Here is an 11,200-nt window from a genome sequence, read left to right as displayed (position 1 = left end):
GGGCCGGCGACCTTGGCACCCGTGCGGGTGACGGTGTCCACGATCTTGCGCGCCGAGGTGTCGATCACCTCGTGGTCATAGGCCTTGAGCCTGATGCGGATCTTCTGTCCCGCCATAGGTCTCTCTCGTCCTTATCGATCTCGTACGCCCTGGGGGTCGCACCGCGTTCTGGTCTGGTTCACGACACGTCCTCGGGTGAGTCCGTACCGCCCGTGCATCCGCCTCCCACCACCGACCCCCGCGGTCGGGCGTGTCGTGTGGTTTTCGCACGACACGAGACCAGGATCTCGATGTGTTGTGGGGGGCACCCGACGGGTTCGTCGGGTTGATCGGGTCTCCTACTCGTCAACAGGCCGGGTGCGCAAACACGCAACTGACTCAATCGATCTTCGGAGACGCGATTCAGTAGTCAAGTGCTGCCACACTCCGCCAGCCGCGAACAGACGACTCGCCGGAGCAACCGGACTATCTTGGCAGAGATCGCCGTACGCGCCAAATCGGACTGATCGAGGCGATCAGCGGCGCTCCAGCGCACTCATTATTGCCTGCGGGTCACCCACGACCCGGGGCGACCTGACAGGATTGCGCCGACTTTGAGCGAACGGGGAATCCAGTGTCCGAGCATCACCCGCCACCGGGGTGGCAGAGCCCGCCTCCGGGATCCGGTGGCCCGGCCGACGAGCCCGCGCCCGAGGCGACGGCTCCTCTCCAGGCCCAGCAGCGCCCCTACGACCCCTACGCGGCGCACCGCCGACAGCGCCGGCCCGACGAGCCGGTCCCCGGCCAGACCGCCGCGTCTGCCTCGTTCGGTCCGACGGCGTACGTCGGTGCCGCTCACAAGCCGGGCGCGATCCCGCTCCGGCCGCTGACGCTGGGCGACATGTACGACGCAGCCTTCAAGATCATCCGGTTCAACCCACGCGCCACGGTCGGCTCCGCCGTGCTCGTGGCCTCGGTCGCCATGGCCATCCCGGTCCTGGTCACGGCAGCGCTCGGGTCGGTCCTGGACCTGTCGATGACGGGCACCCTGGCCGGGAGCTCATCTGCCGACACCGCCGCCACGGCCACGTCCGAGGACGTGGCGGGCTTCCTCGGGGTCTTCGGAGCGCTCGGGGTGGGTGCCATGCTCCAGAGCGTGGGACTGATCCTGGTCGCTGGCATGATCGCGCACGTGGTGGCCGCTGCGGTCATGGGTCGCAAGATGTCCCTCGGCGAGGCGTGGGCGGCGACCCGGGGGAAGCGGTGGCGCCTCATCGGCCTCACGCTCCTGCTCGGGCTGGCCACCTTCATGATCCTCATGGTCTACGCCCTGAGCTGGATCCCCGTCGCGATGGCGTCCGACTCCTGGCAGCTGCCGGTCCTCTACGCGTTGGTCAGCATCCCTGCCTTCCTGGCGTTCCTGGTCTGGTTCTGGGTCCGGCTCTACTACCTGCCCGTGCCGGTGCTGATGCTCGAGGAGGTCGGCGTCTTCGGGGCCCTCGGTCGCGGCTACCACCTCACCGGCCGGGCCTTCTGGCGGACCTTCGGCATCGCTCTGCTGACCTTCGTCATCGCCCAGATCGCCGGCTCCATGCTGGCCGCACCCGTCAGCATCGTGAGCCAGGGACTGCTGCTCGGTGGCCTTCCGGGCGAGGCGGGCACCTACCTGCTCGTCATCGGTCAGGCCCTGGCCTCGGTGATCACCGCAGCGTTCGTGGCACCCTTCACGACCACGGTGGCGACCCTGCAATACGTCGACCTGAGGATGCGCAGGGAGGCCTTCGACGTGGAGCTCATGCAACGAGCGGGAATCACCCAGTCGTGACGTGGGTCCTGCGCCTCGATCCGCCTTTTGATCCGTCGCCGGAGGAGGGGCGGGGTCTGCTGCGCCGCGAGCTCCTCGACCCCGAATACCACCGTGACGACGTCGTCGGGCGCCTGTTGGCGTGGCTGCAACGAGTCCTCGGCAACCTGCTCGACGCGGCCTCGGGCGCCCCTCCCCTCTCCACGTTCGCGGCCATGGCCGTCGGGCTGATGCTGGTGCTCTCCCTGATCTGGCTCGTGACCCGGGCGCGCGCGTCCCCGCGGTCCCTCTCGACGCCGGGCGCGGTGCTCCCGGACGAGTCGATCAGCGCCTCGGAGTGGCGCGAGCGTGCCGAGCGAGCACACGCCGAGGAGCGCTACTCCGAGGCGCTCGTCGAGGCGTTCCGCGCCCTAGCCGCCGGCCAGGTGGAGCAGGGCGGTCTCAGTGAGTCGCCCGGCGCCACGGCCCACGAGGTCGCGGAGGCGCTGCGTGCGGCGTACCCCCACCAGGCAGCAGGCATGAGCGAGGCCGCCCGCCTCTTCGATCTCGTGTTGTACGGCGACCGCGCAGCGACCCGCGAGCAGGCCGAGCTCCTGCTCTCCCTCGACGCCAAGCTCGCGGGGGCACGATGAGCGGCTGGTTCGAGCGCAACCGCTCCATGGTGCTCATCGGGCTCGGCACGCTCACAGCCCTGATCGTCGCCGCGCTGCTCAGTGGTGGACCACGCACGGGTGCCGACCACGACCCCGAGAACCCGGGGTCACGCGGCTCCCAGGCGCTGGCCCGGGTGCTGGAGCAGGAGGGTGTCAGGGTCGACATCGTGCGCTCGGCCGCCGCACTCGAGGAGCAGACCCTCGACCCAGCCACCACGGTTCTGGTCACGTCCCCCTCCAACCTCGGCACGAGCACGGCTGACCGCCTCGTCGAAGCAGCACGCGACAGCACCCTGGTGGTGGCGGGGGCAGCACCGGGGACCGTGGAGGCGCTGGGCGTCGACGCACCCGTCGCCCTGCGCTCGGTCGAGGGCGCCCGGCCAGCCGACTGCACGGACACCGGGCTCGGAAACTTCGAGGGGATCGACATCGAGGTCGACCAGGCAGCGTCGTACGCCACGAGCGCCGGTTGCTTCGCCTCCGAGTCCGGCTGGATCGTCGCCTCCGCCGACGAGGGCCTGATCCTGCTCGGCGCGCCCGGCATCCTCGAGAACGACCAGGTCCTCCGGGCCGACAACGCGGCGGCGGCCCTCAGGTTGCTGGGCCAGCAACCGCGGGTCGTCTGGTACGTCCCCAGCCTCGGTGACCTGGTCGGTGACGACGGTGTGAGCCTGCGCTCCCTGCTGCCCCCCTGGCTCACGCCGGCCACGTGGTTGGTCGGGCTCGCCGTGCTGGCGTTGATCTGGTGGCGGGCCCGGCGACTCGGCGCCCTGGCGGTGGAGCCGTTGCCGGTCTCGGTCCGCTCGCTGGAGACCACGGAGGCCCGGGGGCGCCTCTACCGCTCGGCCTCCGCCCGTGAACATGCCGCGGACGTGTTGCGCCGGTCCACCCGCGACAGCGTGGCCTCGCACCTGCGGCTGCCGCCCTCCGACGTGGACGTCCTCGTGCGCGACGTCAGCGCCCGCCTCGACCGTGCCACCACAGACATCGACGCCCTGATCGGCGACCGGGCGCCATCGCCCGGCTCCGACGACGAACTCATCCGCTTGGCCGCCGCGTTGGCCGAGCTCGACACAGAGGTAGGCCGCACATGACCAGCACCGACCAGAGCCCCCACGAGACCCACGCCGACCACGAGGGAGCGCGGGAGCGGCTGGGTGCCGTCCGTACCGAGGTCGCCAAGGCGGTCGTGGGCCAGGACGCGGCCGTCTCAGGGCTGCTCGTCGCCCTCCTGTGCGGGGGCCACGTCCTGATGGAGGGCGTCCCCGGGGTGGCCAAGACCCTGTTGGTGCGCACGCTGGCCGGCGCCCTCGACGTCGAGACACGTCGGGTCCAGTTCACCCCCGACCTGATGCCCGGTGACATCACGGGGTCGATGGTGATCGAGGGCCGCGCCGGCGAGCTGGCCTTCCGCGAGGGGCCCCTGTTCACCCAGCTGCTGCTCGCCGACGAGATCAACCGGACTCCCCCCAAGACGCAGTCCGCGTTGCTGGAGGCGATGGAGGAGGGCCAGGTCTCGGTGGACGGGGTCTCGCGACAGCTGCCGCGCCCGTTCCTGGTCGCGGCCACCCAGAACCCCGTCGAGTACGAAGGCACCTACCCCCTCCCGGAGGCCCAGCTCGACCGCTTCCTGCTCAAGATCGTGCTGCCCCTTCCCGGACGCGACGACGAACTGGAGATCCTCAACCGGCACGCAGCGGGCTTCGACCCCCGCGACGTGCGCGCCGCAGGTGTGCGAGCGGTCGCCGGTCCTCGGGACATCGAGGCGGGTCAGGTCGCGGTGCGCTCCGTCCAGGTCTCGCCCGAGGTGATCGGCTACATCGTGGACATCGCCCGTGCCACGCGCGACTCCCCGTCGCTCTCCCTCGGAGTCTCGCCCCGCGGCGCCACGGCGCTCATGCGAGCCGCCCGCGCGTGGGCGTGGCTGACGGGGCGCGACTTCGTCACCCCCGACGACGTCAAGGCCCTCGCGCACGCCACCCTCGTCCACCGGCTCGGGCTGCGGCCCGAGGCCGAGCTCGAGGGAGTGGACGTCGCCGCCGTCCTCACCTCCGCGCTCAACTCCGTACCGGTCCCGCGTTGAGCACACACTGACCATGGTCATCACTGGTCGCGTCCCCTTGCTCCTCCTCCTCGGGCTGGTGCCCGTGGTGCTGCGCCCCGCCATGAGCACGGTGTGGCTGTGGCTCCTCCTGGTCGCCATGACGACCGCGGTCGACTGGTTCCTGGCCGTGAAGCCGCAGAGCCTTCGCATCGAGCGGGGCGACATCGGGTCCACCCGGTTGGGCCACGAGGCCGAGTCGCGACTGACGGTGGGCAACCTCGGAACGCGGCCGGTCCGCGCCGTCCTCCGCGACGCGTGGCAGCCCAGTGCCGGCGCCGAGAACAACCGTCACCACATCCGACTGGCCGCGGGTGGTCGCGCCGTCGTCACCACGTCGCTGTGTCCGCGACGACGGGGCGACCTGCGCTCCGTCGGGGTGACCGTACGAGCCCCCGGACCCCTCGGACTGGCCGCCCGTCAACGGACGCTCGACGTGCCGGGGATGGTGCGATCCCTGCCGCCCTTCGAGTCGCGCAAGCACCTGCCGTCGCGGCTGGCGCGCCTGCGTGAGCTCGACGGCCGTTCCGCAGTCCGCATTCGGGGCGCGGGGACCGAGTTCGACTCCTTGCGCGAATACGTCCGCGGCGACGACGTGCGGTCCATCGACTGGCGAGCCAGCGCCCGCAACCGCAACGTCGTGGTCCGGACCTGGCAGCCCGAGCGCGACCGCCGCGTGGTGCTGGTCCTCGACACCTCGCGCGTCTCGGCGGCCAGGATCGGCGACGTACCACGCCTGGACGCGGCCATGGACGCGGCGCTGCTGTTGGCGGCGCTGGCTGCGCGTGCCGGTGACCGCGTCGACTTCCTGGCCGGGGATCGCCGGGTCCGGGCTCGCGTCCGCGCCGCAGGTGCGCGGGACATCGCGGCCCGGCTGCAGGAGGCGATGGCCGACCTCGACCCGGTGATCGCCGAGGCGGACTGGTCTGCCCTGGCGGGCGAGGTCAACCGGCTGGGCCGCCAGCGGGCGCTCGTCGTCCTCCTGACTCCCCTGGAGCCCGCGTCGGTGATCGAGAGCCTCCTGCCGGTGCTCCCGGCGCTGCTCAAGCACCACCGGGTCGTCGTCGCCTCGGTGCAGGATCCTGCGCTCGGCGAGATGACCCGTCAGCGCGAGTCCCTGACCGACGTGTATGGCGCCGCGGCCGCTGCCCGCGTCGTCCAGCAACGACGACGAGCCAGCGACATCCTCGCCGCGCTGGGCGTGCACGTGGTGGACGCCGACGCCGACCAGCTGCCGCCGGCGTTGGCCGACCACTACCTAGCGCTGAAGGCGCGCGGACTGCTCTGAGCAGTCCGCTCCCTTCCCCGGTCAGGCCTGGGTGGCCACGCGCGCCTCCAACAACGCCGCGTCGATGTCACCGGTGTGGCCGCGCGCCACGGCACTGCGGCCCAGCACGAAGACGTAGGCGAAGAACGCGAGCTCGGCGACCACCCCGATGCCCACCCGCGCCCAGGTCGGCAGGCCGGAGGGCGTCACGAAGGCCTCGATGATCCCGCTGACGAACAGCACCACGACCAGCCCCAGGGCGACCGTTCCGGCCGTCCGACCCTCGCGAGCCATGGACTGACCGCGGGTGAGGTCGCCGGGCGCGACCCACGACCAGAAGAGCCGCAGGCCCACCCCGCCGGCGACGAAGACGGCCGTCAGCTCGAGGAGCCCGTGGGGGCTCAGCAGACCGAAGAAGTGGGCGCCGTGGTCGTGCCGGATCATGATCGAGCCGATGATGGCGAGGTTCGCCACGTTGTTGAAGAGCAGGTAGATGACCGGGGCACCCAGGACTCCGAGGGCGATACACAGGGCCGCGACCCACGCGTTGTTGATCCACACCTGGGCGGCGAAGTGCGAGGCGGCGTACTCGCTGTAGTAGTTCTCGAAGTCGTGGCGGACGAGCTGGTCGATCTCGTCGGGTGAGAGCAGGCTCTGCTCGACTGCCGGGTGCTGGAGCAGCCACCACGTCATCGCGGCCGTGACGACGACGTTGACCGCCATGGTGGTGAGCCACCACCAGCGGAGTCGATAGAGCGCGGCCGGGAAGCGGTCGGTGAAGAAGCTCCCCACGCTGCCCCAGGTGGTCGTCCGCGCGCCCACCGTGCGCAGCCGGGCCCGGGCCAGGATGGAGGACAGGTAGGAGATCAGCGCAGCGTCGGGTGCCGAGGTGCGCACGACCGAGAGATGGGTGGCAACGCGCTGGTAGAGGTCGACGAGCTCGTCGGTCTCGGCGCCGTAGAGGGGTCGGCGGGTGGTGAGCTCCTCGAGCCTGCGCCACTGTGCGCCGTGAGCTTGCACGTATGCATCGAGGTCCACGCGCCCAGCCTATGCTGGTGTCGATGTCTGCCCAGGGATCCCCGTTCGCCAGCCTGACCTCCGATGACCTGGTCACCGGGGAGGCTGTCGCGCTCGACCTTCCCGCGGCGAGTCTGGGTTCGCGTATCGGCAGCGGCCTGATCGACGTCGTGGTCACCCTGGCGCTGGTGGTCGTGTTCATCCTGTTCCTCGGCATCGCCGTCCTGCAGACCGACGGAGCCCTGGCCCACGTGGCCTTCATCGGCACGCTCATCACTGTCTTCCTCGTCATCCCGACGACCGTCGAGACGCTGAGCAGGGGCCGCTCCCTCGGCAAGCTGGTCTGCGGCCTGCGCACCGTCCGGGACGACGCAGGACCGATCTCGTTCCAGCACGCCTTCGTCAGGGCGCTCGTCGGCTTCGTCGAGGTCTACGCGTTCACCGGTGCGCCGGCGTTCTTCTCGGCGATGCTCTCCGTCAAGGGCAAGCGTCTGGGCGATCACGCAGCTGGCACCTACGTGGTGCGCGAGCGCGTCCGGCTGAGGCTGTCGCCGCCGGCGCTGATGCCGTTCCACCTCGCCGCCTGGGCCCGGTCCGCCGACATGGCCCGCCTGCCGACCAGCCTGGCCTTGGCGGTGCGCCAGTACCTCGGCCGTGCCCAGACCCTCGACCCGCGCACCCGGCACGATCTCGGCTCCCGCCTCGCCGCAGACGTCGCGACCTACGTCTCGCCGCCACCACCGGGCGGCACCCAGCCACACGACTTCCTCGCGGCCGTCATCGCGTCGCGGCGCGAGCGCGACACAGCCCGCCTCGAGCGTGAGGCCGTGATGCGCAACCGGTTGACAGGCGAACGCTGAGGCTCCCGTGTGGGAGGGGATCCTCACGATCGCGGAGGTCACTGCCGGGATCGCCCTCGTGCTGCGGAGCGTGCTGCACGCGCCCCACCTCATCGAGCTCACCCGCCGGCTCAGGTCCGCTCCAGCCGCGCCCGTCGGTCCCCCGATCGAGACCCTCGCCGCAGACCTGAGGCGGTTGCGCCGAGCCACCGAGTCGATGGGTCCGGGCACGAGCCACGCCCGTCGCGTGGTCACGCCGGCGGCGTACGACGACGTGCTGGTGCAGGCCTGTCAGGCGCTCGCCCTCCCGGATACCCTGAGCGCCGTGCGGCCTGGCCCGGATCGCGACGTCGAGCGGATCCGTGTCGAGGCGATGCTCGAGCAGGAGGGACTGCGCTTCACCCGAGACCGGTGAGGGCCTGCTACTCGACTCGGGTGTAGGCGAGGTCGGTGATCGTGCGGCCCTTCTCGAGACCCTTGCGCTCGAAGCGGGTGACCGGCCGCTCCGCCCAGCGCTCGACCCGTCCCCCGGTGAGCAGGGGCTCCTCGTCGAGTACCTCGGCCATCTGCTCGGCATAGTCGGCCCAGTCGGTGGCGAGCCGCCACAACCCGCCCGGCGCCAGCCGACGAGCCAGGTTGGCCGCGTTGTTCGAGGTGACCAAGCGGCGCTTGTGGTGCTTGGTCTTGTGCCATGGGTCGGGGAAGAAGGTCCACAGCTCGCTCAGGCTGTCGGGCGCCACCAGGTGCTCCAGTGACCACACCGCGTCGACGCTGCAGAAGCGGACGTTGTCGGCCCCCGCCTCCGCCACGCGCCACAACGAGTCCGCGATGCCGGGGAGCCACACCTCGAAGGCCAGGATGTTCGCCTCGGGCCGCGCGGCAGCCAGCACGGCCGTCGCCTCGCCCACCCCTGAGCCGATCTCCACGATGAGGGGCGCCTCCCGGTCCCACCAGCTGCCCAGGTCGAAGTCGGGCCGGTCGACCGCCGCGTCCGGGATCACCCAGTCGGCCTGGTGCGCGGCCCAGCCCTCGGCCTGCTGCGGGGTGAAGCGGCTGCCTCGCCGGGCGTAGGTGAGCACCTCCTGCATCCGGCGACCGTCCTCGGTCAACTTGGTGTGCGGGCGCGGCGGCCGGACGTCGTTCACGGGGCCCAGTCTTCCAGTGGCGTCCGCGGCACTGGGATGCTGTCCCGGATGTACGACGCAGCGATCTCGCTTCGAGGAACACCTCGCCTGGGCCCTGGCGTGACGGCGCTCCCTACAGGCGGAACTGGCTGGGGAAGCCGGTCCGCCGAAGCTCCGGCGGCAGGTGCGACACGTCGTTCGACACCATGACGGACGGCGGCCCGTCCGGCCGATAGCTGATGCCCGTCACTCCGGCGTGGCACTGGTTCTGCCCCCACCAGCGCCAGTGCGGTGCGTCGAGGGCATGGCGGACCGGCCAGCCGATGGTGAACGCGTGATGACGACCTCGAGGGTCTTGCGTCGTCCATCGGTGCCCGGGCCGGCCAGGCGCTCGATCGCCCGCGAGCCCAGGTCCGCGCCCTCGAGTGCCTCCTCCTTGGAGACGTCGGAGACCGTCGACAGGACGGTGTCCGCCCAAGCGCTGGGCACCTCCTCAGGGCGGGGAACCGATGGCACGTAGTCGCCTGCCACGTCTGTCTCGGCAGGTCACTGGGCGGGGCGACTCACGGCTCGGCGAGCACGATGTTGACGGCGACGAGCTGGTACACGTCATTGATGATGAGCTGCACCGCCCAGTAGCTCGTGCAATCGAGGGACTCGTCGGGCGTCAGGGTGACCGAGTACCTGCCCCCTGCGTCCGTGGCCGACAACGGCTGGGGATGGGCGCACGAGTGGGGGGGCTTCGCGCTGGTGGTCGCCAGTGGACCGTCATGGTTCCGGATGAGATCTACTGCCGAGAAGCTGCAGGTCCGACCGGCATACCCACCCCCGGCAGGACACAGCCGCCACTCCGCTGGCCGCTGCCAGCCCTGTCTCGAGATCACCTCGGTCCGGACTCCTCCGAGGTACAGCGTCACCGGTGTGTCCGCCGGTGGGTCCTGCATCGCGCCCCGCGCAAACCTCTCGAACGCCCGGGCGACCTGGTCCAGCTGAGGTGGCGGCGCGGGCAGGTCGAGACCGCACTCGCCGGGGGCGCCACTGTTGACCTGGACCGTGACCCGACTTCGGAGGGCCACCATCCGGTCCGGAGCCGGGCGCTGGCGCAACACGTCGCCGAGCGGGAGGCACGCCGTACCCAGCACCTCCTGCGCGCGCAGCCGCAGCCCCGAGTCGGCCACCCGGGAACGCGCCTCGGCCAGGGACAGGCTGACGAGCAACGGGACCAGCATCTTGCGTGCGGGCCCTGGTGAGGTGGTCGCCGACGACGATGGGGGCTGAGTGTCTGCCGATGTGGCCCGCGCGGGAACAGGCTCCGTCGACGACTTGTCCTCAGCGGTGCAACCGGCACACGCAAGCAGGAGGACGATGAGCAGGCTCGGGATCGCGGACCGCATGAGCGGGAGCCTGACACACGCCGCCTGGCCGTCGAAGTCCTTCCTCCGGCTCCCCGCCAGGAGCACACTCAGGCATGCCTGCATCGCGCTGTGCCCTTCCCCTGCTGCTGGTGCTCGTCGTCGCCAGCGGTTGTGGGAACGACACGGCAGACGATCCTGGTCGTACGCCGAGCGACCTGAGGGACGTCGAGGCGATCACCCCCGCTGGGGTCGCGGGCGTGGTCCGCAAAGTCGTCGGGGCCGATCGGATCGTCTTCTACTCGGCCGCCGGGGACGACGACAGCGTCGGCGTGCAGGTCAAGCTCGCCGGGCGGCAGGTGCTGGTGGTGACGGTGCAGACCGCCGGCGACGTACCCGTCGACAGCTGCGACGACATCTCCGACACCGCCATGGGCGGCGGCGAGTGCGAGACCTCCGAGGACGGGACGATCCTCGCGTCAGGCACCGCGGAGGCGTTCAGCGACGACAACACGCGCGGATCCACGGTGCTGGCGCAGTCGGTCAACCCCGACACCGGTCGGGTCGTCTACGCGTTGTACGAGACCTACTCCCCCACTCCGGGGTTGGACCCGGCAACCGTCGCCGCGATCGTGTCGGACCCCGCCCTCGCAGCGATGACCGACCCCGCCACCAACGACGCCGGCGCCGACATCGAGATGACGGGGCCCGACGCCTAGGGCGTACGGCGACCGGCAGACGCCACGAGGCCCCACTCCCGAAAGAGTGGGGCCTCGCGATGTGCGGGTGCTCGTCAGTGACAGCGGAGATCACTTCAGCTCGGAGCGGATACGAGCAAGCTCGACCCGCCTGTCCTCACTTGGTGATCTTGACGACGCGACCAGCGCCGACCGTGCGGCCACCCTCGCGGATGGCGAAGCGCAGGCCCTCGTCCATCGCGATGGGCTGGATGAGCTCGACCGACATCTCGGTGTTGTCACCCGGCATGACCATCTCGGTGCCCTCGGGCAGGGTCACAACACCGGTCACGTCAGTCGTACGGAAGTAGAACTGGGGACGGTAGT

General features: G+C 70.9%; 13 protein-coding genes and 1 pseudogene. 8 read left to right on the top strand and 6 right to left on the bottom strand.

Going from position 1 to position 11,200, the window contains the following annotated elements:
- Nucleotides 1–116, bottom strand: a 116-nt coding sequence (locus tag JWN68_RS05985) for a 30S ribosomal protein S10 (RefSeq protein ID WP_297736111.1), incomplete at its 3' end; no start/stop codon positions are given.
- Nucleotides 117–613: 497 nt separating this feature from the next.
- On the opposite strand from JWN68_RS05985, the gene JWN68_RS05980 reads away from it, so the two are divergent.
- Genes JWN68_RS05980 through JWN68_RS05960 form a run of 5 tightly spaced genes read left to right on the top strand, consistent with a single transcriptional unit; the run spans nt 614 to nt 5,825 of the window.
- Nucleotides 614–1,804, top strand: a complete 1,191-nt coding sequence (locus JWN68_RS05980; RefSeq protein ID WP_297736108.1) for a hypothetical protein — start codon at nt 614–616, stop codon at nt 1,802–1,804.
- Nucleotides 1,801–2,415 (top strand): DUF4129 domain-containing protein, encoded by a 615-nt coding sequence (locus JWN68_RS05975; protein WP_297736105.1) that lies wholly within the window; start codon nt 1,801–1,803, stop codon nt 2,413–2,415. The genes JWN68_RS05980 and JWN68_RS05975 overlap by 4 nt, the downstream gene beginning before the upstream one ends.
- On the top strand, nt 2,412–3,530 hold the full coding sequence (locus JWN68_RS05970; protein ID WP_297736102.1) for a DUF4350 domain-containing protein: 1,119 nt from the start codon (nt 2,412–2,414) through the stop codon (nt 3,528–3,530). Before JWN68_RS05975 ends, JWN68_RS05970 begins: the two co-directional genes overlap by 4 nt.
- On the top strand, nt 3,527–4,519 hold the full coding sequence (locus JWN68_RS05965) for a MoxR family ATPase (protein ID WP_297736100.1): 993 nt from the start codon (nt 3,527–3,529) through the stop codon (nt 4,517–4,519). Before JWN68_RS05970 ends, JWN68_RS05965 begins: the two co-directional genes overlap by 4 nt.
- Nucleotides 4,520–4,532: 13 nt before the next feature.
- On the top strand, nt 4,533–5,825 hold the full coding sequence (locus JWN68_RS05960; RefSeq protein ID WP_297736097.1) for a DUF58 domain-containing protein: 1,293 nt from the start codon (nt 4,533–4,535) through the stop codon (nt 5,823–5,825).
- A gap of 21 nt (nt 5,826–5,846) precedes the next feature.
- Here JWN68_RS05960 and JWN68_RS05955 read toward each other — a convergent pair whose 3' ends face one another.
- Nucleotides 5,847–6,842, bottom strand: coding sequence for a stage II sporulation protein M (locus tag JWN68_RS05955; RefSeq protein ID WP_297736094.1), 996 nt, complete (start codon nt 6,840–6,842; stop codon nt 5,847–5,849).
- Nucleotides 6,843–6,865: 23 nt separating this feature from the next.
- On the opposite strand from JWN68_RS05955, the gene JWN68_RS05950 reads away from it, so the two are divergent.
- Together JWN68_RS05950 and JWN68_RS05945 are read left to right on the top strand one after the other, a co-directional pair.
- A complete protein-coding gene (locus JWN68_RS05950) occupies nt 6,866–7,681 on the top strand; it encodes an RDD family protein (protein WP_297736092.1) in 816 nt (271 codons plus the stop codon).
- A 7-nt stretch (nt 7,682–7,688) separates the two neighbouring features.
- The gene (locus tag JWN68_RS05945; RefSeq protein WP_297736089.1) at nt 7,689–8,075 is read left to right on the top strand and encodes a hypothetical protein; all 387 of its coding nucleotides are present in this window, start codon (nt 7,689–7,691) and stop codon (nt 8,073–8,075) included.
- A gap of 7 nt (nt 8,076–8,082) precedes the next feature.
- On the opposite strand, the gene trmB is transcribed toward JWN68_RS05945, so the two are convergent.
- The 3 genes from trmB to JWN68_RS05930 form a co-directional block, all read right to left on the bottom strand.
- Nucleotides 8,083–8,805, bottom strand: coding sequence for a tRNA (guanosine(46)-N7)-methyltransferase TrmB (gene trmB, locus JWN68_RS05940; protein ID WP_297736085.1), 723 nt, complete (start codon nt 8,803–8,805; stop codon nt 8,083–8,085).
- A gap of 225 nt (nt 8,806–9,030) precedes the next feature.
- Nucleotides 9,031–9,300 carry a hypothetical protein gene (locus JWN68_RS05935; protein ID WP_297736081.1) on the bottom strand — a complete coding sequence of 90 codons (270 nt, stop codon included), beginning with the start codon at nt 9,298–9,300 and terminating at the stop codon, nt 9,031–9,033.
- Between the two features lie 47 nt (nt 9,301–9,347).
- Nucleotides 9,348–10,013 carry a hypothetical protein gene (locus JWN68_RS05930; protein ID WP_297736078.1) on the bottom strand — a complete coding sequence of 222 codons (666 nt, stop codon included), beginning with the start codon at nt 10,011–10,013 and terminating at the stop codon, nt 9,348–9,350.
- A 239-nt stretch (nt 10,014–10,252) separates the two neighbouring features.
- Between JWN68_RS05930 and JWN68_RS05925 the strand changes: the two genes are divergently transcribed.
- On the top strand, nt 10,253–10,855 hold the full coding sequence (locus tag JWN68_RS05925; protein ID WP_297736075.1) for a hypothetical protein: 603 nt from the start codon (nt 10,253–10,255) through the stop codon (nt 10,853–10,855).
- Nucleotides 10,856–10,991: 136 nt separating this feature from the next.
- On the opposite strand, the pseudogene JWN68_RS05920 reads toward JWN68_RS05925, so the two are convergent.
- A pseudogene (locus tag JWN68_RS05920) lies at nt 10,992–11,200 on the bottom strand (elongation factor Tu); the annotation flags it as partial.

The sequence above is a fragment of the Nocardioides sp. genome, assembly GCF_025964975.1.
GTDB lineage: Bacteria > Actinomycetota > Actinomycetes > Propionibacteriales > Nocardioidaceae > Nocardioides.
Note: the sequence above shows the minus strand (reverse complement) of the source record. Positions and strands in the feature narration are given on the sequence as shown.

Bases quoted from the DNA above. Each gene is read 5' to 3' on its own strand.
- JWN68_RS05960 (WP_297736097.1), top strand. From the start codon at position 4,533: ATGGTCATCACTGGTCGCGTCCCCTTGCTCCTCCTCCTCGGGCTGGTG.
- JWN68_RS05925 (WP_297736075.1), top strand. From the start codon at position 10,253: ATGCCTGCATCGCGCTGTGCCCTTCCCCTGCTGCTGGTGCTCGTCGTC.
- JWN68_RS05930 (WP_297736078.1), bottom strand. From the start codon at position 10,013: ATGCTGGTCCCGTTGCTCGTCAGCCTGTCCCTGGCCGAGGCGCGTTCC.
- JWN68_RS05970 (WP_297736102.1), top strand. From the start codon at position 2,412: ATGAGCGGCTGGTTCGAGCGCAACCGCTCCATGGTGCTCATCGGGCTC.
- JWN68_RS05965 (WP_297736100.1), top strand. From the start codon at position 3,527: ATGACCAGCACCGACCAGAGCCCCCACGAGACCCACGCCGACCACGAG.
- JWN68_RS05950 (WP_297736092.1), top strand. From the start codon at position 6,866: ATGTCTGCCCAGGGATCCCCGTTCGCCAGCCTGACCTCCGATGACCTG.